Consider the following 25,637-nt stretch of genomic DNA (forward strand, 5'->3'; position numbering starts at 1 on the left):
ACACCTGTCGCAAAATGCCGCCCAACCCTTTCATCGAGAGGACTCGCCCCTGCGAGCCGGGTCGTGCCTCTCATGTCAAACGTTGAATGTCTGCTTCTTGATTCCATCAGCGACGGCTCCTGGCCGATAGTACTCATTCATGACCGATATGCGAACGACTGCAACCGCTGCATTGCAGTCTCTTAGTCGCGTTGCGAAACCCGGAGGGTCTACCGTCGAGTCCTGAAGGTTATGGACCACCGCAGCTCGCCCGTCGGAGCCACACTGTGCTGCCACCCCCACCGCGCTTCCCCTGCGAGCTTGTAGATGGATCTCGGTGCCACATCCAACTGCACCACTTTGCGCGCAGCGGGAGCATCCGGGTACGGCCTGAGCCGCAGCGTCGCGTGCCCGCTCAGTGATACCCCCACAATCGTCTCAAAATCGGGCACGTCCCGGTGCCACCCCAGCGGCGTCCCCGGCGCGTACTCCGCGACCAAAGCATGGACAAGATCGCCGGGCGGCACCCCCAGCCATCCCGCCACGCGATCCCGCAGCCCAAGCAGGCGCTCGTCGAGCGCGATACCCGGCTGCATCTGGTTCGCATCAAAGTCATACGACCCACCAAAGCTCACCACCCGTCGTCTTGCAAGGTACTGTTTGTACCGCGCCGCATGCAGCGGCAGTGTCTGGATGATCCCGATCAGCTCCTTCTCTTCGTCAAGGCTCAGGAACTCAGGCTCGTAGACCAGCCCCTCGATGGAGGACTTGATCGGCCCTTCATCAAACAGAGTCGCTTGTGTCATCCCGCTTCTCCTAACGGAAATCCCGACTCTCGGTTGCCAGCCGTCCCAGCATGGGCGACAGATCCGCCAGCCGTTCCGCAATCAGATTGCACACCTCCCCCTCGCGCTGCCAGCGCCCCTTCACCGCCATCAGCCGCGACCCCAGCAGCACTTCCCGCTGCGCCTCTTTGATGTGCCGCCAGCAGATCACCTGGGTCGCACCATGCTCGTCTTCCAGCGAAACAAAGATGGTCCCCTTGGCCGTCTCCGGCTGCTGCCGCAACGTCACGATGCCCGCCGTACGCACAATCCGGCCATTGGGAATGCGCCGCAGTTCTTCGGAGGTCTTGAGCTTGTACTTGTCGAGCTTCTTGCGCAGCAGTGCCATGGGGTGGGAGCGCAAGGTAAGACCAACAGAGGCGTAGTCCCAGAGCACGTCTTCTCCCTCCGGCGCTGCAGGCAGTTCCAGAAACTCCTCATCTACCGGCGCCTCCTGCAGCAGTTCGGGCGGCGCATGCAGCGCGGCAGCATCCCACACTTGCTGGCGCCGATGGCCGGACAGCGTGGCCAGCGCTCCGGCGGCCGCCAGCAGCTTCATCTCATGCTGTTCCAGCCTTGCTCTACGGGCCAGCTCCTCGGCGTTGTCGAATGGACATTTGCGTCGAGCAAGCACGATGCGCTCTGCGCTATCGGTCCGCAGCCCGCGAACCATGTGCAAGCCAAGACGCACAGCGGGTGTCGTGGGCAGGTCCTCTAGAGATGACTCCACATCGCTGTACATCACATCCACCGGCCGCACCTCCACGTCGTGGCGCTTCGCGTCCTGCACGAGCTGACTTGGGCTGTAGAACCCCATGGGTTGCGAGTTCAGCAGTGCCGCAAGGAATGCCGCCGGCTCATGCCGCTTGATCCAGCAAGAGGCATAGACCAGCAGCGCAAAGCTGGCCGCATGGCTTTCCGGGAACCCGTATTCGGAGAACCCCTTGATCTGCTCAAAAATCTGTTCCGCGAAAGCCCGGTCGTACCCTCGCGCGGTCATCCCGTCCACGATCTTGCTGTAGTACTTGCCCAGGCCAAGCGCGACTTCACCAAAACCTCCGAGCCAGCGGGCGTCGCAGCGAAACCACCTCGTCGCGCAAAGGGCGCGGCGGAGCCGCTGCAGTTCGTGATCCAAAAACACTGGGCGTCCCGCTTGCACTACGACTTTCGACTGGAGATGGACGGCGTGATGGTGAGCTGGGCAGTGCCCAAGGGACCATCGTTCGACCCCAAGGTCAAGTCCATGGCCATCCATGTCGAGGATCACCCCATCGACTACAACACCTTTGAGGGAACCATCCCCAAGGGCGAGTACGGCGCTGGCAAGGTCATCATCTGGGACCGCGGAACGTGGGAGCCCGTGGGCGATCCCCGGGATGGCCTGGCGCAGGGCAAGATCATGTTCCACCTCCACGGCCAAAAGCTCGCAGGCCTCTGGGAACTCGTGCGCATCTCCAAGCCGGGCGAGAAGAAACAGGACCAGTGGATGCTGTTCAAGAAGCGCGGCGACGCCTGGGCGCGCCCGAGCACGGAGTACGACGTCATCGCCGCGCTGCCCGACAGCGTTGTCGAAACGCCGCTCGGTCTCGCGGAGGAGCGCGAGGACGCTATCGGCGCGACAGCATCAGGCGCCGCGGCGACACAACCGCTGGCCAATGCGCGCAAAGCACGCCTTCCCGCCAAGTTGGAGCCGCAGCTCGCCACGCTGGTGTCGTCGGTTCCGCAGGGCGACTGGATCATCGAGACCAAGTTTGACGGCTACCGCATTCTTGCCCGCGTGGAGGACGAAGAGGTCCGTCTGTTCACGCGCAACGGCAATGACTGGACCGAGAAGCTGCAACAGGTCGCAGACGGCATCGCCGAGCTTGGCCTGACCCGGGCATGGTTGGATGGTGAGATCGTGGTCCTGAACGACGCTGGCATCCCGGATTTCAACCGGCTTCAGAACGCGATCGACAACGCGCGCACGCGGGACATCGTAATGTTCGTCTTCGACATGCCTTACCTGGGCGACCAGGATCTGCGCGGCGTCCCGCTCGCAGCGCGGCGGCAGTTGCTCAAGGAACTGTTTGATGAACGCGAGAACGGCATCGTCCGGTTCAGCCAGACCTTCGAGGTGGCACCATCGCAGCTGCTGGGCGCCGCGTGCGATATGGGTCTTGAGGGCCTGATCATTAAGCGGGCGGATGCACCGTATGTATCTGGAAGAACCGAAACATGGATGAAGCTCAAGTGCCAACACAGGCAGGAGTTCGTGGTGCTCGGCTTCACCAACCGCACCGGCGCCACCAAGGAGGTGGGCAGTCTGCTGCTGGGCTATCACGAGGAGGGAGAGCTTGTGGCGGCCGGATCCGTCGGCACTGGCTGGGATTCCTCGACGGGGGCCGAGCTGCATGCCCGATTGGTGAAGCTCGAAGTTCCGGACCCGCCTCTGGACGCCGCCGAGTTCAAGCCGGGCCGATGGTCCAAGCGCAAGGTCGGTGCCGAGCGGTGGGTTCGTCCCTCCCTGGTGGTCGAGGTGGCTTTTGGGGAATGGACACCTGACAAGCGCATTCGCCACGCGGTGTTCCGGGGTATCCGCACGGACAAGCCCGCCAGGATGATCACACTCGAGCGCGCCAAGACTCCTGCACCCACGGCCGCGCCCCCTATGGCGACGAAGTCAAAGGCAGCGGCCGCTATCTCCAAAGTCAAGATCACCCGTCCCGACCGGGTGATTGACCCCAGCACCGGATTGCGCAAGATTGATCTTGTGCGCTATTACGAGAGCATCGCCGAATGGATGCTTCCCCACCTCAAAGATCGACCGACATCGCTAGTCCGAGCGCCGACCGGGATCACGGGACAGCTGTTTTTTCAGAAGCACCCGGAGAGCAAGATGCCGGGCCTCAAGGAGCTGGACCCGGCTCTGTGGCCTGGACACGAGGCGCTGTTGGCTGTGAACTCCGCAGACGCGCTGATTGCGGCAGCGCAGATGAACGTGGTTGAGTTCCACACCTGGAACTCCAAGGTCGCGCGCATCGACCAGCCGGATCGGTTCGTGCTCGACCTTGATCCTGGAGAAGGTGTGACCTGGCCCATGCTGCAAGAGGCGGCAGAGCTCACCCGCGTGATGCTCGCCGAGCTGGGCCTGGAGTGCTGGCTCAAGACCAGCGGCGGAAAGGGCCTGCATGTGGTGGTGCCGATCACACCGAAGCGGGATTACACGGAGGTAAAGGCGTTCTCGCAAGCGGTGGTTAAGCACATGGCGCGGGTCATCCCGAACCGGTTCGTCGCTGTGATGGGCGGCAAGAATCGCGTTGGGAAGATCTTTATCGACTACCTGCGCAACGGCCATGGGCAGACAACAGCCTGCGCGTTCTCAGCGCGCTCGCGGCCCGGGATGGGGGTTTCGATGCCGGTGGGGTGGGAGCAGCTCAAGGAGCTCAAGGGCGGCGCACAGTGGACGATTGCGACGGCGCGGGAGTATATGAGTTTTCAGCAGGAGGATCCGTGGGCGGGCTTTTGGAAGAAGCGGCAATCAATAGAGAAGGGGCGAAAAGCTCTGTCGCTCACCTGAGCGCTTGAACCATTTCTGGGCCGGCAACGCGACGGCCGAATCATCTGCTTGCCAACGTCTTGCAGTTATCGCAGCTTCAACTGTCTTGCCAAGAGTCTCTGAGGTGCAGGAGCGGGAAAGGTCTGCCGGTTCCGTCGAGTTCGGAGCGACCTACCACTTCGAAACCTTCGGCAAGGTAAAACTGAAGTGCGTGGGGGTTCTGTTCATTGACATCGACGGTAAGGGGGCCCTTCAGGGATCGAGCATGGTTCAAGAGCAGTCGGCCACCACCGCGGCGCCTTTGCTCCGGGTCGATGAACAAGGCCTCCAGGGACGCGTGATACAGCGCCATGAAGCCCATGGGGGTGCCGCCGTTTTCAAGGACCCAAACCTCCAGCTCACCGAGGACTTTGTCGCGAACAATTGGCAGCAGGGCTTCCACATCGCTCATCGCCAAAAACGTGTGCGTTGCCACCACGGAGCGGCGCCACAAGGTCACCAATGCGTCGGTCTCAGTGCTACGTGCAAGTCGAATGTGCATAGGTTGATACGGATGAAGGTGGGTGGCGATCTTTTGAAGTACGTTGCTGGAGTTGTGCGCGTGGGGATAAGCTGAATCGCCTTGGCGCGCGACGGGCTATGGGAGCGCTGACTCGATTAAGAGTTGGCTTGGGGCTTCGGCCCTCAGCCGCGCCGATGAAACGATCGGAGCACGAAGCGTAACCCTGCCACCACTCATCCACGCGTTCTTGTGAGAGTTCGCCTATCAGGGCGCCTAGCTGTGCCTTGTAGATGCAGGACACCTGGGTCGAAACGACAACGCTCTGCCGCGCAAGCCCGCCCTCACCAGGGTGGAGCAGCACATTGCCTGGCTCTGCGGCCTTGCGCAGGTTGGAGCTCAACGCGCACACGATGACTGTGCCGATGCGCGAGTGATTGACCACATCGTCCTGTACCACCAAATGGGGATGCGGCACCCCGGGCACGGCTCCCTTCGTCGGGTCGGCCGCGATCCAATAGAGTTCCCCTCGGTTAACTGCTCGGTCGCAGGTTTGGGTTCCGGTCTGTCTGTCCACGGGGTATCGTTAAAGGGACATTGAAGATGGCGGTAAACTGGTGGGAGCACCGCAATGCCAGGGACTATTGGCGCGCTGGCAGAGGGCCACGCGCTTACAGCTGGTTATTCCCTCCTGCTGGGCTACTGCAGGAGTACATGTCAACAACACTTAGGCGTCTGTTCTCCGAGCCACTGTGTCACATTCCCAGAAGCTTTGCAGCGCACTGCAGAATGCGGCCGGTTGTTCATCTGGCCACATGTGATCGGCGTGGTCCACCACAAGATGGCGTGCTTGGGGCATGGCCTTCGCTGCTGCGTTGCAGACTACGCTGAACACTGGACGCGTCTGCGCGCCCTGAGCCACGCACACCGGAACGCACACGGAGCGCAACTGCTCCGCAGTGATGGCGGGCGGGGGCGTTTGCGTCATCAGCAGCGGGATTGTGTGCGCGTTGTCGCGCTGAATCTGCCGCCGGTGCGCGGGCTGCTCACGGAAGTACCCCTGCCGCTGGCCCGAGGCATCCATCAGCAATTCCACGGCACCTGGCAGATCGCCGCTGTGCAATGCTGCGCCCATGGGTCCGTACATCCGCGCTGCGTCTTCGCCGAACACTTGCAAGGCTTGGGCGTCGGTGACATAGGTGGGAAAGCCGGGTTCATACACGAACACGCTGCGAAGAAGATGTGGGCGGTGACAAGCGAGGTACAGCGCTGCATGGGCGGAATAGGACCATGCCACCAGGTGTACCGGGCCGCGGTTCATCCCTTCGATGAACGCGGCCAGGTCTTCCGCGTGCGTAGCGACGCCAAACGGGGCTGAGTCTGCGCGGCGGCGCAATGGGTCCGCGTCCTCCGAGCCAAAGTGATAGCGCAGGGTCACTGCGGTCGTGCGCCATTGCTCGGCTAGCAAGGCTTGGTGCGGTCGCCACATGCGTGCGTCGGCCAGGGCGCCGTGCACCAGCACGGCTGCATCGCCACTACCGGCCTGCGCGTATGGCATGCCCGTCACAGTGTCGATGCCGTGGTGGATCCATTCAATCATGTTGTTGTCGTTCCAAAAATAGCTCTGTGGTGAGACCGGCGTGCGCGCAGCTTGGGCCGCTTCGGCCTCATCGCTGCACGGCGTCATGACAATCAGTGAGTGGCCGATCGGATTGCTTGCACATAGGCAGAGAGCTTCGCGGCATCCAGGCGTCCCTCCGTCCTGACGCCGGAGCAAATGTCCAGTCCAAAGGGCCGCACGGTGCGGATGGCCTCTGCAACATTGGCCGGCGTGAGCCCGCCCGCAAGAAAAACCGGCCGGCGCGCGCGGCGCACAAACTCAGCGCTGACGCCCCAGTCGTGCACGCGGCCCGTTCCGCCGAGTAGGGGAATGGACGCGCCGGGCGAGCCGGAGTCCAGGAGAAACGCGTGCACGAATGCTTCGTACCGGCCCAGCAGGTCTAGGGCCATCGCGTCCTCCACATGGATCACCTGGACGATGCGCAAGGACGGCAACATTTCGCGCAGGCGCTCCAACTCCTGCGGCGCAATATGGTTCACGATCTGCACGGTGGATACCGCACAGCGCTCAACGTGGGCCGCGATGGCCGATGCAGTGCACTCCCGGGTCAGCAAGAAGACGGAGATGCCTGCGGGTACCTCCAGCGCAATGGAGCGGATCGCGGCGTCTGCGATGATTCCCGGCCCGCTGGGCATGTCGCCCACCAGACCCAGCGCGTCGGCGCCGGCCTGGATGGCGACGTCAGCCTCGGAGAGGCTGCTGATGCAGCAAATTTTGATGCGTGGGGAGGATAGGAACATACTGCGAAAAAGCGCTGAACTGCGAGAAGCTACCGGGACGCACTCGGCGGTCTGCCAACGGAGCAGGCCGATGCCGGTCGGCGCCGCATGCGCGCTCACTCAATGGGTGCGTCAGGATTGAGCGGGGTACGTGCAAGGCCGGAAAGATCCAATGTGCCACCGGTGACCTCGTGGACTACGGTAGTTTGCGGCGCTGCTAAAGCGCCGGTGGCCAGAAAGCTCTGGACGGTTTCGGCGTACAGGGGGTTGCTCTCCAGGGCGTCGATGGAGGCTTGATCAAGCCACAGGCTCAAGACACAGCGCGTGTCACCCGTTCCGAAAAAAACGGCGCCCAGGCATCCCGGCAAGGACGCAAACATGGACCGCGAGCGTTGGGCGGCGAAGGTGTCGTAGGTCGAGCTCGCGCCCGGCGAGACTCCTGTGGTCCATAGTCTTGCAAACAACATGTACTCCTGATGGTTAAGCGCCTTGGACCCCGCGTGTGGCTAGACCCACAGCGGCCGGGCGAAGCAGCGCGCTGTCCGGTTCGGCGGGCCAAACGCAGCCCCCGTGCCCTCACGGCCACAAAAAAAGTGAATTTGCCCGAGTGTGGGGCAGTCCGTCCAGGCTGTCTTGTACGAGATTGCTGCCTAACTGCGGCGCTCGCCCCTGTCACGATCACTCAGCGACTTGGCGCTGGTATCTCGCGGGCGCAACACCGTAGCGCTGCGTGAAGGCACGCGTCAGGTGCGCCTGGTCGGCCAAGCCGGCGCGTACAGCGACCTCGGCGGAGGGGGTTCCCTTGGCAAGCCAGCCTTTGGCTGCGTGAAGCCGCAGTGCCATCAGCATTTTGTGGGGGGTGACATGGTACTGCGCGCTGAACTGACGCAAAAAATGAAAGCGGCTCAGGCCCGCCACCGCAGCCAGATCGTCCAGCTGGATGGCTTCGTCCATGTGGGCCTGCATGTAGTCGATCACCTGCGCAAAACGTCCTGGCGCGGCCTCCTTGCGCGCAGGTCTGCATCGCGCGTGCGGACGCAGCGTCTGCAGAAACTGAAGCAGGAGACCGTCCAGCTCCAAGGCGTCCTGCGATTGCCAGAGCGCCTGCAACTGCGCGCCCAGCAGCCTGGCGGTGCTCAGATCGCCGTCCACCAGCACATCGCGGAACGACCAGCCTGCTTCATCCACGATCTCTTCCAGAGTGCCAGGTTCCAGGTACAGCATGCGGTAGCCCCAGCCTTGCGGGCACTCGGCACGACCGGCGTGTAGTTCATCCGGGTTCATCAGAATTATCGAGCCTGGCGCCGCCAGGTGGTCAGCTCCTCGGTATCTGAACCGTTCCACACCCTCATGGACGATGCCCAGGCCAAAGGCTTGGTGCGTGTGGGCTTCAAAAGCGAGGCGCACAAACCTTCCCTCGACAATTTCGACCCCGGGCCGGTGGGCAGGCCTGCGGTATTCCGCGCGATCGCGGGGGTCTTCAAACGAATAGCGGATCGACTGCAAGGTACGCCTCATCCGGGAAGAGCGTTGTTCGGAATCACCTGCACGCTGCCGTCAGTGGCCGTTGCGTAACTGAAGAACTGGTTGGTGGAACCGTCGTCATTGACGCGGATTTCGCCGCGCGCCATGCCGGCCTTTAGCAGCACGGCCTGGGACGGCAGGTTTTCGGGCGCGACGGTGGCGATGACGTGCCGAATCCCGAGGTGAGGGGCCGCCGCCAGCAGAGCCTGAACCGCCTCCGTGGCAAGGCCACGGCCCCAGTGGTTCCGGTGCAGTGCATACTTGATTTCCGCTTCCGGCTGGCCGCCGGGGTGCACGATCCCGCAGAAGCCGATAACCGTGCCGGATGCCCGGCACGCCAACGCAAACATCCCGTACCCCTTTTCTGCATAGTTGCGCTCTGTGATGGCGATCCAATCGCGGCATTGGGCCTGGTTCAACGCTTTGCCATCTCCAACCCAGCGCATCGCCTCGGCATCGCCATAGACGCGGAACATGGCTGGCGCGTCGGCTGGCGCGTCGGCTGGCACGATGCGCCGGCAGAGGAGCCGCCGGGTTTCAAAGACACGGGAACGCTCGCCCGGGCTTCCACGGCGTTGTGCACTTACGCTCCGGAGCTATGGTTTGCTGAGAGCGTGTGGGCGTTCGCGTACTGGCGCGGGGTTTGCCCGAGCAGCTTCCGAAACGCCGTCCCCATGTGCGATTGGTGGCTGAAGCCACAGTCCAGGGCGATACTGGCGAGCGACTCCGCGCCGTGTCGCATCATGGCACGCGCGGCTTGCACACGTGTCTCCACGATGAAGGCATGGGGCGTCACGCCGACTAACCGCGTGAACTCCCGCAGGAACTGCAAGGGTGCCCTGCCTTCTGCCTGGGCCAGCTCCGCAATCGTCAAAGGTTGCGCGAAGTCGCTGCCAATGCGGTCCAGCACGCGCCCGTATACGGTGCGCAACCGCGCATCGGCTTGGCCAGTCGGACAGGCGGGAGCGAGTTGTTCCATCTGGCCTACGAAATCCAATGTGGCCTGCTCGATGGCCAGAGCGTCGGGCGATGGCGCCATCAACAGCAGGGCCCGCAGTCTCCGTGCCGCCTGAAGCGCGCGGGCGTGCCCGGTCCAGTAAAGCCGCTGCCCGCTGCTGCTGTGGCTCGTAGTCAGTGGCGCGCCTTCGTCGCTCCAGCGCACGACCAAGTACTCGCCGCCCGTTTCGGATTCGCTGAAGACATCGATGCCAGGGGGCGTGTAGGCCAGGGTGCCTGGCCAAGTGTCGAAGTCCTCTCGCCGGTCGGACCCAATGGCATGAACGCCGCTGCCTCTCCAGCGCGATGCAGAGCGCGTGGGTGCGCGCCGGGTCCACGGTGCTGTAAGGACTGCGGCTCAACAGCCGCGCCTGCGGCGTCGCCGCGCTTTCGAAAACCGTACTGCGGAAAGCTGGGTCGTTGCGTCTCATCGTGAAAGGCTAGGTAGCGTCGCGCTGAAATTTCTTGATATACGCGTGCATCGCGCAGATCGATACTGCCTGCATGAACAACACCTCTGCAAACCAAGGCAGCGAGACTGCCCGCGTCATCGGCCTCATCGGCGGCATGAGCTGGGAGTCCAGCGCCGAGTATTACAAATTCATCAACCAGGAGGTGCGCCGCCGGCTCGGACCGTTGCGCTCGGCCAAGCTGCTGATGTACAGCGTCGACTTCGGACCCATCGAACAGGCACAGCATGCCGGAAGATGGGACGAACTGGCCGGCATGCTGGAAGATGGCGCGATACGCCTGCACCGCGGTGGCGCTGACTGTGTGGTGCTGTGTACCAACACGATGCACAAGGTGGCCGACCGTGTGGCCGCGGCCGTGCCCGTTCCTTTTTTGCATATTGCCGACCCGGTGGGGCGCCATGCCGCGCAGTCCGGCGTCAAGGTGCTGGGCCTTTTGGGAACCCGTTTCACCATGGAGCAGCCCTTCATGCGGGAGCGGCTGGAGCAGGAGTTCGGCCTGCAAGTGCTGGTGCCGGATGAGGAAGGCCGAGCCGACGTGCACAGGATCATCTACGAAGAGCTGTGTGCCGGTGTGGTGAGCGAAGCCTCCCGCAGCACATACCAGCGCGTCATCACATCGCTTGCGCAGCGCGGCGCCCAAGCGGTGGTGCTGGGCTGCACAGAGATCACGCTCCTCATCCAGCAGAGAGACAGCGTGCTGCCGGTGCTCGACACCACCCAGCTGCACGCACAGGCGGCAGTGGACTTCGCACTGGGCACCGACTGATTGCTGCCAGTGCAAAGGGGGCGGAAGCCCGGCAGCCCGGTTTCATCCACGGGCTGTGATCTTTAAACCAAGTCAAACCAAGGAGTGAGGCCAGTGAAAGCCATGGGATTGGAACGGCACGGGGATGCCTCTGAATTGCGGCCGCTGGAGATTGCGCAACCGGTGCCTTCGGCGCACGATGTTTTGGTGCGTGTGGTGTGCAGCAGCGTGAACCCCGCCGACATTCGGGCGCGCGCGCCCTCCTCGCAGCGGGTGATCGCGCGCACTTTCCCACTCGTACTGGGGTACGACGTGTCGGGCGTCGTGGAAAGCATTGGAGACAGCGTGCAAGGGTTCCAGGTCGGCGATGCCGTCTTTGGATCGCCCTCTCTCCGGGGGCAGGGGGCCAACGCTGAATACGTCCTGGTGGACTTTCGATCTTTGTGCCTCAAGCCTGCGAGCTGGTCCCATGCACAGGCCGCCGCGATGTCGTTGGCGGGAGTCACTGCCCTGGAGTGCCTGGAGCGCGCGGCAGCATGCAGTGAGCGGCGTTTGGTGCTGGTGCATGCCGGCGCGGGCGGAGTGGGTCATCTGCAAATCCAGTTGGCACGGGCACTGGGATGGCGCGTCTGGTCCACGGCCGGGAACTCAGATTCCATCGCCACTTGCCATCGCCTGGGCGTCGAGCGAGTGATCAACTACCGGGAAGAAGATTTTGTTGCCGTGTGCCTCGCCGATGCGGGGTACCAAGGAATGCCCACCATCATGGACAACGTGGGTGCGGAAGTGTTTGCGCAGTCTATGGAAGCGCTCTCGCCGCTGGGAACGCTGGTCAGCATTGTTCCTGCGCCCCATCCGGGCAGCAACGTGCTGTTCGCCAAGGCGGCCACCCTGAACCGACCCAGCAGTTCGCGCCTCCACGTGGGTCAACGAATCATCATGTGGAAGTGTCCCTTGCCGCCAGCGCAGGTATTTGTTGGAAGGTGAGGAATCCACATCTTCCTGAATCGCCCCGGGTTTTGGGGAGGCTTCAATTCTTGAGAAGATAAAGCCATGAAGAAGTCGAACAAGTTCTCGCCCGAGGTCCGTGAGCGCGCGGTGAGGATGGTGCAAGAGCACCGTGGGGAGTACCCGTCGTTGTGGGCGGCAATCGAGTCCATCGCCCCCAAGATTGGCTGCGTGCCGCAGACGCTGAACGAATGGGTCAAGCGCGCAGAGGTCGATGCTGGCGTGCGAGACGGTGTGACGACGAGCGAGGCCCAGCGCGTCAAGGATCTCGAACGCGAAGTGCGCGAGTTGCGCAAGGCCAACGAGATCCTGAAGCTGGCCAGCGCGTTTTTCGCCCAGGCGGAGCTCGACCGCCGACTGAAGTCGTGAGAGCCTTCATTGACCAGCATCGCAAAGCCTTCGGGGTCGAGCCGCTCTGCAAGGTTCTGCAGGTCGCCCCGTCGGCGTATCGGCGCCATGCAGCGCTGCTGCGCGAGCCCCACAGGCGCTGCGCCCGCGCCAAACGCGACGAGACACTGATGCCGCAGATCCAACGCGTCTGGCAGGCCAACATGCAGGTCTACGGTGCGGACAAGGTGTGGCGGCAACTGGCTCGTGAAGGCGTGACAGTAGCCCGCTGCACGGTCGAGCGCTTGATGCGCAGGATGGGGCTTCGCGGTGTGGTGCGAGGCAAGGTCGTGCGCACCACGATCGGCGATGCCAAGGCACCATGCCCGCTGGACCGGGTGAACCGGCAGTTCCGTGCCGAGCGGCCCAACCAGTTGTGGGTCAGCGACTTCACCTACGTCTCGACCTGGCAGGGCTGGTTGTACGTGGCTTTCGTCATCGACGTGTTCGCCCGGCGCATCGTGGGCTGGCGAGTAAGCAATTCAATGCGAACGGACTTCGTGCTGGACGCGTTGGAGCAAGCCCTGTACGCCCGGCAACCCGGGCGCGATGGCAGCCTGGTCTGCCACTCGGACAGGGGCTCGCAATACGTCAGCATTCGCTATACCGAGCGGCTGGCCGAGGCCGGCATCGAGCCGTCTGTGGGCAGCAAGGGCGACAGCTACGACAACGCTCTGGCCGAGACCATCAACGGCCTGTACAAGGCCGAACTGATTCACCGTCGGGCCCCATGGAAAACCAGGGAAGCTGTTGAGTTCGCCACGCTCGAATGGGTGTCCTGGTTCAACCACCACCGCCTCCTCGAACCCATCGGGTACATCCCGCCTGCCGAGGCCGAGGCAAACTACTATCGGCAACTCGCCAGTCAGACTGCCGCGGTGGCCGGCTGACTTAAACCAAACAGCCTCTGCGTAACCCGGGGCGATTCAACTCGTAGGTTTCAGCGGTGAGATGCAAGTTCTTGAGTCAGCTCGGCTATGCCGTCGTCTCCGCAGACAAACTGGCGCCAGCAAGTTTTTTCTGTGCGATATCGTTGCGCAGTGCGACCTGAAGGCATCACCTCCGTTGACTTGGCTCTTTGGGGGGAGACGCCCTGAGGGTGAAGAGATTCTTTGACTTCGGCGCGGGCCAAGTGGATGTCCAATTTTCTGGACAAATTCAAACTGATTGTCCAAGATTGCAGACATCTGATGTTCTGGCGCAGCGAGCACACAAGGAAGGAAGCCGCCGGCCGCTCTCGTGTGGACAGCTCTTTTGCTCCCTCCGCCTGCCTACCTGAACACGTTCAAATCACGTGGGGTTCTACGGGAAAGTCAACGTGAGGTTTTAGTCTGACGACATCAGCCGCGTTAATGCTCTCGTCTATGAGATGAGTGGCAACTGGTCAGTGGGAGTCAAATGTAGATTTTTCTGTGGCGCAAAATGGCAGTCGCCGTTTCCATTCACTCTCTAGTGCGTCGCAGCCATCACCGACGCCCAAAAGTCGTCACTCACATCTGACGCTAGTTGAAGCCCTGCATGTTCCAGCGCGGCGGCAATCCTACGGCGCTGAAAAGAGTCCTCCGTTGGCCCGCACTGCAGTTCGTATACACGCCCAGAAAATGTCCTAGCCTGCCATGTCACTGGGTCGAAATAATCCAACCCAGACGTTGTGCGCACAGCACCCGACGGCAGCGCGGTAACCAGAATTAGCTCACTCTCGCCAACGCGAAGAAGCCTCCACACTGCAATCTGCACTCGCGGCTGTTCCCCTACCGATGGCGCAAGGCGCTTGCTGCTGACGAGAAATGGAATATTGATCACTCGGTCCATTCTTCTTAAGGATGAGTCTGTTTGAGCAAGGCAACGTTCGCCAAGTGAGCTCTGGGAACGCCCGCCTCTTCAACTTCTCTAGGGATCCTCTGCACGAATCGAGCGGTAGGTGTGCGCTACGGATCGGGAGGGGCTGCCAGGCGCAAGACGCAGCAATAGCCGTAGCTATTGCGAGTATTTGCAACACCGCAGACCACCCGAGTCCGCAGATCCAGACGGCGCGGTGATTCGTGCAGAGGGTCCCTAGGGGGCGTATTGCGCAGTTTTGAACCTGTCGGGAATTTTGCGACAACTGAACAAAGGCATCTTCTAGCTCAAAGTCGGCTCGGCAGCGATTGCTGTCGCTCAATTCGGCCAACCAAACTCTCGCTAGCTAGCACTAAGCGGTCATTGGGCTCGGGCGTTCGGCGCCTATTCTGGCCGCCGCTCCCCGAGGTCTGGCGGCCATACCCCCTCCTGGGGGTTAGTGGGTCACTTCTGCGTGGAAATCAACACATTGGTAGTAGAACGTGCTGCGTGGCAGGCCTGCGACATGCTCCAGGTATGCCAATTTATGGTGATACCTCAACCCGGCAATCAGATGCGCTTTGTCGGCGCAGCTGATCTCTTCGACCGAATCAAGGCCTGCAATTTTTTTAGGTACGCGGCCTCAGCGCGCAGTCGTTCGTTCTCTTCTCTTCGGGTTTGCGCTGCGTCGGCGGCAACCTTGTTCGACGGCGCTGCGCAGCGACCTTCCTGTTTCATCTTGGGACGCTCTTCTTTCTCATTCTCAACAGCCTGCAGGCGGTGTTGATCGAGATGCGTCGCCAGACCACGACTTGGTTGGGATTGCGGATGTCATAGATCGCCGCGACCTGGCGGCTGGAGAGCTGTTCGCGATCCTGATGGGACAGTACCTGCAGTTTGGACTGCGCACTGTACGTGCTGCGCTTGGGGCGCAATCCGTCTATGCCGTGCAGGCGGTAGTGGCTCACCCAAGTGCGGATCTTCTCCTCAGGCACCGACCATTGACGCGCCAGCAGCTTCGCCCCACCATCCCGAGCCAAAAGCTCATAACCACTTTGAGCTTGAACCCTGTTTGGTACTTTTCATGAACCCCTTAAAGTTTGTCCAACTTCTGGGGGTCAGTTCAACACTGGGGCGATTCAAACGTCTGCCAGTGAAGCGACGCGCGTCCACAGCGCGCCGCTAACTCACTTAATGGTGCTGCGGACTCATCGCAGCCCCCCTACCAGCAGTATCAGCTCGCGAGGTCAGCCAGTGCCTCTTTGACACCTTCCTCTTGCAATGGACGGTCCGCACCGGGAAGGTGCAAAGCTGCTTCAAAGGGCACTGGGGTGGCACAGTCCTTATGGATGGCGCCATCCTTCATCACCAATTGCACCTTGGCAGGGTCCAGCAGCAAGGCCAGGTTTTTCAGCGGATTGCCATCCACCAGCACGATGTCAGCGAGATAGCCTGGCTTCAACATGCCCAGCTCGTTAGGCCGTTGCATGATCTCGCCGCCCAGTTGGGTGGCCGAGCGCAGGGCCTCGGCTGGCGTCATGCCGATGTAGTCGACAAAGTATTGCAAATCGTTGGCGTTGGTGCCGTGCGGCATCCAGGCAAAGCCGTAGTCGCCTCCGGGCAGGATGCGGATGCCACGCTTGTGCATCTTGCGCAGGGTTTCCGCGGCAATCTCCAGCTCGCGCTTGTAGCCCATGGCCTCGGCCACTGCCGGGCTGATACCGTACTCCGACGCATTGAAGTTGGTGCGGACCAGCCAGGCTATACCGGGTGCGACGAAGTGCTTGTCCTTGTTGGCTTCCAGCAAATCCAGTGCTTCTTCGTCCGCAAAGCTGGCGTGGTAGATCAGCTCGATGCCGTGACGCACACACTGCTTCACCGATTCGGCCGAGCGGGCATGCGCTGCGATGCGCTTGCCGTACCGGTGGGCCTCAGCAGCCAGCATCGCCACCTCGTCTTCCGCAAACGGGGATTGCTCGGCGGCAATGCCGGCGATGTACTCGCCCGAAAGGTTGATCTTCAGGTGGTCAACGCCGTACTTGATGAAGGTGCGGGCGGACTTTCGGATTTCCTCAGGGCCTGTGCAAACGCTGCCGAAGCTCAATTCGTCGAACTTCATGTGCGGCAGGCTGTTGTCGCCCAAGGCCCCGATGGTGGTGATCTCCTGGCTGCCCGCCAAATAACGTGGGCCAGGGAACTCGCCGGCGTTGACGGCATTGCGCAGCACGACATCCAGTCGCGGCTTGGCGGCAGCAGCGCCGATCGCGGAGGTCCAGCCCATGTCCAGATAGCGTTTGGCCACTCGCACGCACCACAGGATGTGTTCTTCTGGCGGCATGAACTGGATCGCAGCCAGCGAGGGTTGATCATTCCACGAGAAGTGCGTGTGGGCCTCTGTCATGCCCGGCATCAGGAATCGCCCCTTGCCATCGATGACGCGGGCGCCATCGGTGTTGACGTGCTGCGGTGCGCGTACCACGTTGACGATGCGCTGGCCTTCGACCAGCACCTCGCCCAGGAAGGTGTCTTCGCCGCTGCCGTCGAAGATGTTGACGTTGGTGAATGCAATTTTGGACATGACAGTCTCCTACGGCTCCTCAAAGGGGGTCGTTTTTTGTGGTTGAAAAAGGAAATCGAAAAGGACTAGCAAACTTCGGCGTAAAACGCCTGCAGGGCCTGTACGCAGGCCTGAGACTGCTCGAACGGTGTCCAATGGCCGCAAGCACCGAACACGGTCATTCGGCTGCCGGGGATGCGCTGGTGCATCACCGTCACGTTGGCCATCGGCGCCACGCCATCTTGGTCACCGGTGAGCAGCAGCGTGGGCACGTTGAGGCTTTCGATGGCAGCGGACTGGGCCTCGGCCAGCGCCTGGCAGCTCTGTGCGTAGCCTTCAGGAGGCTGGCGCATCAAGCTTTCGCGTACCAAGGCCAGCACAGCGGGCTGCTGAGCCTTCGTCTCAGCGCTGGTCGCACCTTTGACGATGGCATCTGCGATCTCCTGCATCGCAGCCATGCCGGTACGCGCCAAGGCGGCACGCGCAAGGATGTTCGGGCGCGCCGCCTCAGGAGGCGCCACCAAAGGGCCCAACAGCGCCAAGGACTTCACCCGACCAGGGTGTTGCACCGCGAGGTGTTGTGCAACGATGGTGCCCAGCGAATGGGCGACCAGGTGCACGGCGCCGATCCTCAGCTCGTCCAGTATCTGCGTCAGCGCTGCAACATACAGATCGATCGACAACGGTTGAACCGTCAGAGCTGAACGGGCACTGCCCGGCAGATCGGGTCGAATCACCTTGCAGCCTTTGAAGGCTTCTAAAAGAGGCGTCCAGGTGTTTGACGATCCGCCCAGGCCGTGGATGCACAGCACGGGGGTGCCGTCACCATCGACCTCGACCGCCAGGCCGTGAATGAACTGAGTGCTCATGGTGTCAGCCTCAAACGAACTTGTTTTCGATGGCGCCGATGCCATCGATCTCGACCCGCACCACATCACCCGCCTGGAGGTAACGCGGTGGCTTCAGACCCATGCCCACACCGGCAGGCGTGCCGGTGGCGATCATGTCGCCCGGAAACAGCGTGATGCCACGCGAGACGGTTTCGATTAACGCGGGGATGTCGAAGATCATGTTTTCTGTGGGACCGTCCTGGCGCAACTCGCCATTGACCCAGCAGCGCACCCGGGTCCGGGTACCGTCAAGCTCATCGGCTGTCACAGCCCAGGGGCCAGTTGGGCAAAAGGTGTCGAACGACTTGCCCATGTCCCACTGTTGGTGGCGCATCTGAACATCCCGAGCGGTCACGTCGTTGACGATGGTGTAGCCCCAGACATGGCCCATGGCGTCTGCTCGGCTGATGTTCTTGCCCCCCTTGCCAATGATCACCATCAACTCGGCCTCGTAGTCAATCTGGTCGGACACACCCACCGGCAATTGAATATCATCGAACGGGCCCACCACACAGTCGGGCACCTTGGTGAAAACGATGGGCCAGGACTCAGGGTTGGCGTCGTTGTCCTTGAACACCGAGGCCTGCAGCTCTTTGGCATGGGCGTGGTAGTTGCGTCCCACACACCAGACGTTGCGGCGCGGCGTGGGGATGGGGGCGTCCAGGGTCACGTCGTTGACTGGAATCGGGGCACCGCCGGCCTCTGGCAGCGCGTGCCCTTCGTTCAGCAACTCAATGATGGCCAAAACACCCTGCTCAGCCTGTTGTGGTGTCAGCGCCAAAGGCGTGATGGATTGACCATCGGCTGATACGGTGCCCACTTGCCGTAGCCCACCAGAAAAATAGGTTGCGATGCGCACGGAGTTCTCCTTCGTTTGAACCTTGAGGAACGACCTGCTGAAGTAGCGAGTCACGATGGCTTGACTGTAGGAACTCAAGCTCCTGCGCGCTTATCGTCCAATCCGTTGACTTATCGCAAAGTCTGATCCGGTCCTTGGTGCTTTCCCTAAATTGAATATTTCGGGCCTTTCATGCGAAGCATCGCTCTGCGATAGTCCACTCCCAGGAGACCCAACAAGATATGAGTGAAGCCTATGCCCTGCGCGAAGGCGCCTTTGGGCGTGCAGTCGTGCTCGACCTGCGCGGCGATCTCGTGGCCCATGCACACGCAGAAACCCAGTTCGCCTTTTGGCTGGGCGGCGGCCGCGTGCAAGCCCATTTGGGGGCAGAACTTGTGTCCTACAGCGAGAACGTCGCATTGGGAACCAACGCCTACGAATCGCACGATGCACGCCTGCTGGACAAGAACCAACCCGCCATCTTCCTGGTGCTCTACATCAGCAAGCCGTGGCTGGACGAGCGTCGCGCTGCCAGCGGCCGACCGTTCTTCTTCCCATCGCCTCGGGTTCCTATCAGTCCGGCGCTGCGCCAAGCCTGCTGGCGTTTGCTGGACCTGATCATCTCGGTGAACGCCAACGCCCTGGACAGGCTGGAACAAGAGGTCGAAGCGCTGATCATCACCGCGATCGATGCCACGCTGGCCCCCGTGATCGAGCCACCACGCAGTCGCTCGCCCATGTTGGATCACCGCTTGCGCGCCGCCATCGCCTACATGCGGGAGCACGTGGCCAACCCCATCGCGGTGGAAGACGTCGCGGACAAGGTCGGTCTGTCACGCGCGCACTATTTCTCGCTGTTTCGGGATCAGTTGCACACCACACCCCAAGTGTTCTGGAGTGCGGTGCGCGTGGAGGAGGCCGTCAAGCGTCTGGTGCTGCAGGACGAGCCGCTGACCTCAGTCGCCATGGAACTGGGGTTTTCATCGCCGGGTAATTTTTCACGCTTTTTCCGGGAACACATGGGAGTGACGCCTTCCAAGTTCAGGCGGGTGGCCTCTGGGCCGGATCAGCATCCACTGACCGGCATCGCAGAGAGCTAGCGCCACGAGGCTGCCGAACCCGCGAGCAAGCCTGGGCAGCTCGCATCCAGCGCCAGGCGCCTGGCGCCTGGCGCAACACCGCACCCTGGCTCAGCTCAGACGACCGCCACCATCCACGTGCAGCACTTCACCCGTCAGATAGGCGTTGCCCAACACGAAGAGAGCAGCCTGGGCCAGGTCGGCCGGAGCACCGAGCCAAGCGCTATCGGAATGTATTGGTTGACTTGACTAGCATCGGACCTCGAAGTGCCGTCTTGAGCCGTAAGCACTTTTCCAAACTCTTAGCAGAGCACTTTGGGTCGATTGCGCCAATTTGCGGTCGGTGTGGACAGCCATTGACCCATGCCGAACTTCGGGGCACCGCGACCGCTCGTCCGCACACTTTGAACGACCGATCCTGAGTCCGCACCAATCAGGTGGGCACGAACAGTTCAATGACCAGTCTTGGAATGAACTGTCATACAGGTGCCAATACTGAACGACTGCATCCAGCCTGAAGCTGCCCTCATCTGCTCGACGGCTGCTTCGCAGCGATAGCAGACACTCCGCACGCCAGTGCGAATGACGCTTCTCCGCCCACATGCAGCCCAGGGTGGCACGAGGCGGCCGCTCAGCCTCTCGCATTCATTAGATAAAAATGAAGTCAAACTTCCTGTTTTTTAAACTCATTTGCGGTATGATTTCAGGAAGCTTAACTTCCGGAAGCCACGATGAATTCGATCCTGCAAGCTGAACCTAACTCTGTCCTCTCACGCCTGCAGCAGCTCGGCTTGAGCGAAGCGGCATTGTTGCGCGCGGTCATGGCTGGCTATATCGCCAAGTCCAACTGCACCGAGAACCACCCACCGCTGTTCCCGCCCATTGCGGCGTGGAGCGAAGCTGTTCGTACGCTGCGTGACGTGCTGAAGCCCGAGGGTTGGACGCGCTTCAACGACCAGAACTCGCCGAAGACCGTGAGCCCCGACGGCTCGATCTCGATTATTGTCTCCACCGGCAATGAGGCGACTGGTATTCCGCATGCTGAGCCTTCTACGACCTCTTCAAAGGGTCCGAACACTGCGGGCGCCATCGAGATCAACCGGAGTATGCAGCTGTACTTGCCGGGCATGGAACTGCCCGTGCCGCTGCAGGATGAAGACGAGAAGGTGACGACCTGGATCTTGTTGGCGCACCACGCGAAGAACGAGTTGCGTGCGGAGCTGTCGTTGCCGCTGGACGTCGGGAGCGATGGCCGGGTGTCCGTTTGGCAGGAGCGGATCATCTTGCGGGCTCAGCCGCTTGATGGCGAACAGGTGGTGATTACGCCCCCTGTCCAGCCTGACATCGACGTTGCAGTTCGGCGGAAGGCATGAGCTACGGTGCAGAGTTCAACCCGAATCGCCTAGGCCTTGCTCGTCGACGTCGAGGGCTTACGAAGAGGAAGTTGGCAGAGCTCATTGGCGCAGATGTGCGGGCGGTTACCGCGTACGAGAGCGGAGAGTACAAGCCCGAAAGAGAAAGGCTCCTCGCTCTAGCTGACCAACTGCACTTCCCAGTGCAGTTTTTTGTTGGATCGGACGTAGAGGAGGTGACGCCTGATGTAGTTAGCTTCCGGTCTATGTCGAAGATGACCGCCGGCCAGCGGGATGCAGCGCTAGGCGCTGGCGCGGTCGCGCTCATGCTGAACGAGTGGATTGAGCAGCGCTTCGAGTTACCAGCGGCGCAGTTGCCTGACCTTAGTCACGAGTCCAGCCCTGCTGCGGCTGCAGCCGCATTGCGCCGGATCTGGGGTCTTGGCGAATTGCCGATCAAGAATATGGTGCATCTGCTGGAAGCGCGTGGCGTGCGGGTGTTCTCGCTGTCGCTGGACACGGCCCACGTGGACGCCTACTCCATGTGGCATACGTCTACGCCGTTCGTTTTCCTCAACACGATGAAGTCCTGTGAACGCAGCCGATTCGATGCCGCCCATGAACTTGGGCATTTGGTCCTTCATCGTCATGCTGGGCCGAAGGTCAAGGACGCTGAGCGCCAGGCAAACGAGTTTGCATCGGCGTTTCTCATGCCGGAAGGAAGCGTTCTGGCCAACGCGCCTGTTATGGCCACCGTAGACCAATTGGTCTCACATAAGGTGTTCTGGACAGTCTCAGTCGCAGCGCTTGCCTACAGGCTGAAAGACCTGAAGCTTGTCAACGAGTGGCACTACAGATCGCTGTGCATCGAGATAGCGCAACGTGGCTACCAGAAGTCAGAGCCAAATAGTGCGCCCCGAGAGACGTCACAGGTCTTCCAAAAGGTGTTCGCCGCGCTGCGCGAGGATGGCCTGACGCGCGCAGATATAGCGGATCAACTCGCCGTACACGTCAACGAAGTCGACGAGTTGGTCTTCGGCTTGGCGCTGACCGCGCTGGCGGGTGATGCTCAGACGCAGAGCCGCCCGCGGCGGCCGGTGCTGCAAGTGATCGAGGGTGGACGCGATTAGACATCCCCCATCGGTCGGAATCGGCACACAGGCTGGAACGCTGCCGTCCGTACCGAGTTTCCCGGGGAAGCTCTTCGCTCGCGATGAGTCGGCGGGAGTAAGGGGGCCCTCGGAGTCCGGTTCTACAACGTAGGGCTCAAGAACACGACTTTCAATTCCCAAAGCGAGACATATCGCATGCTCACTGGTCCCGCCGCCGAGCGCGCGGTGACCGTTGGCGACGGCCGTGCATACGTACAAGGGCACTTCTTCGGTAGTGGCTTGGCAGGGGATGCTAAGGAAACGATTGGGGCGAGCAGCAGCTCCAAAATATGGAGCAATCAAACTTTGACGATCTCTGAGTTTGTATCCTGGGTCGCTCAACTCGATGCACGGCTGGTCGGCACTGCTCCGTTCGCTCAAACCCAGTTCGACATCGTCAAGTCTGCGACGACGCTGCGCCGGCTCCCTGACGTGGTCATCGCAGGAGCATGGGCAAAGGCTGGATTTAAGACAAACCCACGCGTTCGCTTTCGCACTGAGGGCGCAGCCCGGTTCGACTACAAGAGTCTGACCGACTGGGAGCTGTGCGATTTCGCGCCCCAGCCTGCTAACGGCGTTATGGACTTCAAGGTTAGTTTGGAACAGTTCTCGGTTCTGATGCGCTTCTCACTGGGTCACGGACGCATGGTGACGCAACGAGACGACACCGTCGTCATTGAGGTGGAATCAGCGACGGACTCTTGGATGCACTTATCCGAATGGCTGGCCGAGCATCCACCAATCTTCTATGCTGCCGACAAGTCGTCCTTTGAAGGGATGAATCAAATGTCGGCCACACAGTTGCAAGTCGCAGTTCTCTCCCATGGGGATGCTGAGGTGATCGATTGGACTGGCTGCGCCATTGACGTCGAGTTCGTACCGAACAACGGCTCTGCATCTGCTGCACAACTGCGACAGCGATTGGCAGGCCAGACAACAGTTCAAGAGCACCTTGAGCGGTACTTGCTGCAGGCTCCTGGCCTCACCGCTCTCTTCTATGACCACCGCTCGGGCGAAGCGGCTGACTACATCGCGATTACTTTATCTCCACAAGGCGAGGTCGAGATTGCGCTTTATCACTGCAAAGGCGCCGGTGGGGCACCGAGCGGTGGTCGAGTCGGAGATGTGTACGAAGTGGCTGGCCAATTGGTGAAGTCGGTGTACTACTGCGATGTCACCACCCTCCTGGAACACATGCACGACCGCATGCATGCTCGGCATACGAGCCCGTCCACATTCATTTCCGGCACCCTTGGCGATCTGAGACAGCTTATTCAATCGACGCCCGCGACGAAGCTTGGTTTCACAGTGGTCGGCGTCCAGCCCGGCATCAGTCGGCGTCAAGTAGGCGCCCACTTGGCAGACCTGATGGTGTTCGGTGTCGACTATGCCAAGCGAGGTGGAGTCGCGAAGGCGTATTGGCTCGTCAGCGAATAACAAGAGTATCCCCGGGGATCGACTGCTATCGGATAGTGAGCTGCCTTTAGTTAAAGAAGTTCGAATGTCGGAGACCAGCCTGTACCTGCCATAGCAGGGGGCAGAAATCGGTCTGGAAGCGTCTCAATTGGGACTTGCAGAATACCCGGACGTAGCGCTACAGCCGATCGAAGAGTCCTCTCTGTGGTCCACCGCGACTCGGCAGAGACTTGAGTAGCTGGCGCAGTCGCTCGGGCTCGTGGTCGCGCAGCCATCGAATCTCAGCACTGCAACGACCTTCGAGCTGGGTTCTTGATATGTCGGGGTCCGCTAAGACAGCCTCCCTGACTCGCTCTATGCATACGGCTTCTCGCCCTTCTTTGAGACGTTGGCGCCACCTGATTCGCAAACCGTCATCCATCTCGAGCCAACGGACAAGTGCTCGAGCGGGAGAGCGCTTGCAGTGGATGAATCGGCTGTCAGCCATTCAACTATGGGCAACCGCGATAACAAGACCAGACATTAGCTCAGATCCTAACCGCGCGGACAGCTTCTCATCCCCGACGGAGGTGTACGACGAGTTTTTGAAGGTCCGTGAGGAGTTCACCGGTGAGGACAGCGCAATGCTCGTCGGCCTGCAAGACGAGCTCCCATGCGCATTGATTCAGCTCTGGCCAGAGGACTCGTCGCCGGCCCTTCAATGGGCCCGGGATTACCTCATCGAGACAAACGCACATAAGCCGGACAAAGACAAATGGGTACTGCGTGGGACGATGGAAGGTGAGCTCAGAGTTCGTACCTTGCTGATACTCGCGGGTAGAAGCCCCTCACTGCCCAACATGCCGAAGGCACTGGCGAACATCGTCACCGAGCCGGTCTGGAAGGTAAGGCGCGCCGCGGCCAATACCATTTCTGATGTCGTGAGAGCACGGCAGCCAGAGCTGGCCGCCGTACTCACCTGGGGCCTTGCTCACCACGCGAAGACCCTGGAGACGATGATTTCGCGGCCACGTTGCCGAAGGCGAGACCTGGTCGGCATTGCTCGAGACGCAAGCGTTAAGGCTCTGCTTCGCGCCCTTGCAAACGGCAGACCTGGTGAAATGCCGGTTCCAACGAGTCTTGTTGCAGCCAAGGAATGGACGATCGCGCTAGATGCCGCCAGGACTGAGTCAACGGGGACATGGCGGGTTAGGGCGCTCTCAGCGCTGGTGCACCTCATGGCGGATCAGGAAGGAAAGCCTCGAGTCGATCGCCATGACCCAGAACATGTTGACTTTGACGCTCGTAAGGAAACGGGGGAGCTTCTAGCTTCTGAACTTCTGGCGCAGCCGTCTAGGGAGGGCCCAGCTTTCGAACTGCTGGCTTACTGTTTGAATCGCGCTCCTGAATTGAGCGAGCGAGTACTCATTTCGTCCCTCATGGCGAGCATGAAGCAGGAGTACGCAAACGCTGAAGCATTTTGGCGAGTCTGGGATTGGGCCATTGCCATCGTCCTTGCCGATCCAACACTTAGGACTCGCTCGAGGCAGTCATACAGCAAATTCGACAAGGTCCTTCGAACCTTGCTGTTCTGTTCGGTACCTTGGCTGAACACGCGGTACGACCTGCCCCTTCTGCAGCGCCGCCCCGACTTCATTGCGCACTGCCTCCGGGTGGCAGGTGACAGCCTGCCGGCGCTAGAGAACTTGCTGAGACTGATGGCGGGGATTGGGCAGACACAAGCAGTCCCTGCTGCCATACCTCAGCTTCGTGATGCGATTCGCAGCGCTCCAGCCGACCTGTTCGATGATGGGGATTGTCTTTGGAATGCGGAGACTATCTGCCGTGTGGCAGTGCATGAGCACCGTCCAGCGCTCATGCGAGATGTCACCCTGCGAAGGGCTGCGCTCGATGTACTTGATCGGCTCGTAGATGCAGGGTCCTCTCTAGCCTTTCAGCTCAGAGACTACCTCGCATCTTCCGCTGCGACATCCAGTGCCGCCATCGAATGATCGTCGATAGCAGTCCTGAAGCCTCTTGATCGGTGGCAAGAGAAAACGAGATCAACGTCGGGTGGCAAGGTCATGGCCTGATCGTTAAAGCAGTTCAGCATGCTATGGAAGGCATGGCTCGAGCGTTAAGCGACGGCTTTAAGGCAGTGAATTCTTGCCTACCGATGACCGCAACGGGTCGACAGTGTGAATTCAGCCCGAGGAGAAGCGGTTGCCGGTGCGGCTCAAACCG

Annotated in this window: 23 protein-coding genes, 1 pseudogene and 1 other annotated feature; of the genes and pseudogenes, 10 read left to right on the plus strand and 14 right to left on the minus strand. The window is 61.1% G+C overall.

The features are described from left to right. Positions 1–209 precede the first annotated feature (209 nt). Positions 210–785, minus strand: coding sequence for an alpha-ketoglutarate-dependent dioxygenase AlkB (locus tag KW835_RS22730; protein WP_218386669.1), 576 nt, complete (start codon positions 783–785; stop codon positions 210–212). Between the two features lie 10 nt (positions 786–795). Continuing rightward, entirely contained in the window at positions 796–1,620 is an 825-nt protein-coding gene (locus tag KW835_RS22735) for a hypothetical protein (protein WP_370633675.1), read from the minus strand. A gap of 42 nt (positions 1,621–1,662) precedes the next feature. Here KW835_RS22735 and ligD point away from each other — a divergent pair, with 42 nt between their 5' ends. Beyond that, complete coding sequence (gene ligD, locus KW835_RS22740; protein WP_370633677.1) at positions 1,663–4,362, plus strand: DNA ligase D; 2,700 nt, start codon at positions 1,663–1,665, stop codon at positions 4,360–4,362. Between the two features lie 76 nt (positions 4,363–4,438). Here ligD and KW835_RS22745 read toward each other — a convergent pair whose 3' ends face one another. The 8 genes from KW835_RS22745 to KW835_RS22780 all read right to left on the minus strand — a co-directional run bounded on the left by KW835_RS22745 (position 4,439) and on the right by KW835_RS22780 (position 9,866). Continuing rightward, positions 4,439–4,882 carry a GNAT family N-acetyltransferase gene (locus KW835_RS22745; protein ID WP_218386670.1) on the minus strand — a complete coding sequence of 148 codons (444 nt, stop codon included), beginning with the start codon at positions 4,880–4,882 and terminating at the stop codon, positions 4,439–4,441. Continuing rightward, positions 4,860–5,417: a type II toxin-antitoxin system PemK/MazF family toxin gene (locus KW835_RS27190; RefSeq protein WP_218386671.1), complete on the minus strand. Its 558-nt coding sequence runs from the start codon at positions 5,415–5,417 to the stop codon at positions 4,860–4,862. The genes KW835_RS22745 and KW835_RS27190 overlap by 23 nt, the downstream gene beginning before the upstream one ends. A gap of 150 nt (positions 5,418–5,567) precedes the next feature. After that, entirely contained in the window at positions 5,568–6,440 is an 873-nt protein-coding gene (locus KW835_RS22755) for an alpha/beta fold hydrolase (RefSeq protein WP_218386672.1), read from the minus strand. Positions 6,441–6,532: 92 nt separating this feature from the next. After that, positions 6,533–7,300 carry a phosphoribosylanthranilate isomerase gene (locus tag KW835_RS22760; RefSeq protein WP_339385470.1) on the minus strand — a complete coding sequence of 256 codons (768 nt, stop codon included), beginning with the start codon at positions 7,298–7,300 and terminating at the stop codon, positions 6,533–6,535. After that, positions 7,297–7,560, minus strand: coding sequence for a hypothetical protein (locus KW835_RS22765; protein ID WP_218386673.1), 264 nt, complete (start codon positions 7,558–7,560; stop codon positions 7,297–7,299). The genes KW835_RS22760 and KW835_RS22765 overlap by 4 nt, the downstream gene beginning before the upstream one ends. Positions 7,561–7,858: 298 nt before the next feature. Continuing rightward, complete coding sequence (locus tag KW835_RS22770) at positions 7,859–8,686, minus strand: AraC family transcriptional regulator (RefSeq protein ID WP_255593845.1); 828 nt, start codon at positions 8,684–8,686, stop codon at positions 7,859–7,861. Positions 8,687–8,694: 8 nt separating this feature from the next. After that, entirely contained in the window at positions 8,695–9,213 is a 519-nt protein-coding gene (locus KW835_RS22775; protein ID WP_339385471.1) for a GNAT family N-acetyltransferase, read from the minus strand. Between the two features lie 74 nt (positions 9,214–9,287). Further along, positions 9,288–9,866 carry an AraC family transcriptional regulator gene (locus KW835_RS22780; protein ID WP_339385472.1) on the minus strand — a complete coding sequence of 193 codons (579 nt, stop codon included), beginning with the start codon at positions 9,864–9,866 and terminating at the stop codon, positions 9,288–9,290. A gap of 338 nt (positions 9,867–10,204) precedes the next feature. Between KW835_RS22780 and KW835_RS22785 the strand changes: the two genes are divergently transcribed. The 3 genes from KW835_RS22785 (at position 10,205) to KW835_RS22795 (ending at position 13,203) form a co-directional block, all read left to right on the plus strand. Beyond that, on the plus strand, positions 10,205–10,939 hold the full coding sequence (locus KW835_RS22785; RefSeq protein WP_218386676.1) for an aspartate/glutamate racemase family protein: 735 nt from the start codon (positions 10,205–10,207) through the stop codon (positions 10,937–10,939). A 102-nt stretch (positions 10,940–11,041) separates the two neighbouring features. Beyond that, on the plus strand, positions 11,042–11,905 hold the full coding sequence (locus KW835_RS22790; RefSeq protein ID WP_255593853.1) for an NADP-dependent oxidoreductase: 864 nt from the start codon (positions 11,042–11,044) through the stop codon (positions 11,903–11,905). 66 nt (positions 11,906–11,971) lie between these two features. Then, positions 11,972–13,203 (plus strand): IS3 family transposase gene (locus tag KW835_RS22795; RefSeq protein ID WP_218386678.1). Its coding sequence is split into 2 segments (ribosomal slippage): positions 11,972–12,260 and positions 12,260–13,203, totalling 1,233 coding nucleotides; the frame shifts between segments, so codons are not numbered across the junction. Beyond that, positions 12,250–12,366: a sequence feature (AL1L pseudoknot), on the plus strand. Its footprint overlaps the gene before it by 117 nt. A gap of 1,662 nt (positions 13,204–14,865) precedes the next feature. On the opposite strand, the gene KW835_RS22800 is transcribed toward KW835_RS22795, so the two are convergent. The 4 genes from KW835_RS22800 to KW835_RS22815 all read right to left on the minus strand — a co-directional run bounded on the left by KW835_RS22800 (position 14,866) and on the right by KW835_RS22815 (position 18,437). Then, a complete protein-coding gene (locus tag KW835_RS22800) occupies positions 14,866–15,099 on the minus strand; it encodes a hypothetical protein (RefSeq protein WP_218386680.1) in 234 nt (77 codons plus the stop codon). A gap of 266 nt (positions 15,100–15,365) precedes the next feature. Next, positions 15,366–16,709 (minus strand): amidohydrolase family protein, encoded by a 1,344-nt coding sequence (locus tag KW835_RS22805; protein ID WP_057226039.1) that lies wholly within the window; start codon positions 16,707–16,709, stop codon positions 15,366–15,368. Positions 16,710–16,774: 65 nt separating this feature from the next. Continuing rightward, a complete protein-coding gene (locus KW835_RS22810) occupies positions 16,775–17,557 on the minus strand; it encodes an alpha/beta fold hydrolase (RefSeq protein WP_057226037.1) in 783 nt (260 codons plus the stop codon). A gap of 10 nt (positions 17,558–17,567) precedes the next feature. Continuing rightward, the gene (locus tag KW835_RS22815; RefSeq protein ID WP_057226035.1) at positions 17,568–18,437 is read right to left on the minus strand and encodes a fumarylacetoacetate hydrolase family protein; all 870 of its coding nucleotides are present in this window, start codon (positions 18,435–18,437) and stop codon (positions 17,568–17,570) included. A 221-nt stretch (positions 18,438–18,658) separates the two neighbouring features. On the opposite strand from KW835_RS22815, the gene KW835_RS22820 reads away from it, so the two are divergent. From KW835_RS22820 to KW835_RS22840, 6 genes and pseudogenes are all read left to right on the plus strand, one after another. After that, positions 18,659–19,516, plus strand: a complete 858-nt coding sequence (locus KW835_RS22820; protein ID WP_057226033.1) for an AraC family transcriptional regulator — start codon at positions 18,659–18,661, stop codon at positions 19,514–19,516. 710 nt (positions 19,517–20,226) lie between these two features. After that, positions 20,227–20,868, plus strand: a complete 642-nt coding sequence (locus tag KW835_RS22825; protein ID WP_218386681.1) for a hypothetical protein — start codon at positions 20,227–20,229, stop codon at positions 20,866–20,868. After that, positions 20,865–21,044: pseudogene (locus tag KW835_RS27065) on the plus strand (helix-turn-helix domain-containing protein); the annotation flags it as partial. The gene KW835_RS22825 and the pseudogene KW835_RS27065, both read left to right, overlap by 4 nt. Positions 21,045–21,113: 69 nt before the next feature. Beyond that, positions 21,114–21,977 (plus strand): ImmA/IrrE family metallo-endopeptidase, encoded by an 864-nt coding sequence (locus KW835_RS22830; protein WP_304505176.1) that lies wholly within the window; start codon positions 21,114–21,116, stop codon positions 21,975–21,977. Between the two features lie 177 nt (positions 21,978–22,154). Continuing rightward, the gene (locus tag KW835_RS22835) at positions 22,155–23,435 is read left to right on the plus strand and encodes a hypothetical protein (RefSeq protein ID WP_218386684.1); all 1,281 of its coding nucleotides are present in this window, start codon (positions 22,155–22,157) and stop codon (positions 23,433–23,435) included. A 548-nt stretch (positions 23,436–23,983) separates the two neighbouring features. Then, positions 23,984–25,405 (plus strand): hypothetical protein, encoded by a 1,422-nt coding sequence (locus KW835_RS22840; protein WP_218386686.1) that lies wholly within the window; start codon positions 23,984–23,986, stop codon positions 25,403–25,405. The last annotated feature ends 232 nt before the right edge of the window (positions 25,406–25,637 follow it).

The organism is Acidovorax sp. sic0104 (assembly GCF_019219095.1).
GTDB lineage: Bacteria > Pseudomonadota > Gammaproteobacteria > Burkholderiales > Burkholderiaceae_C > Acidovorax.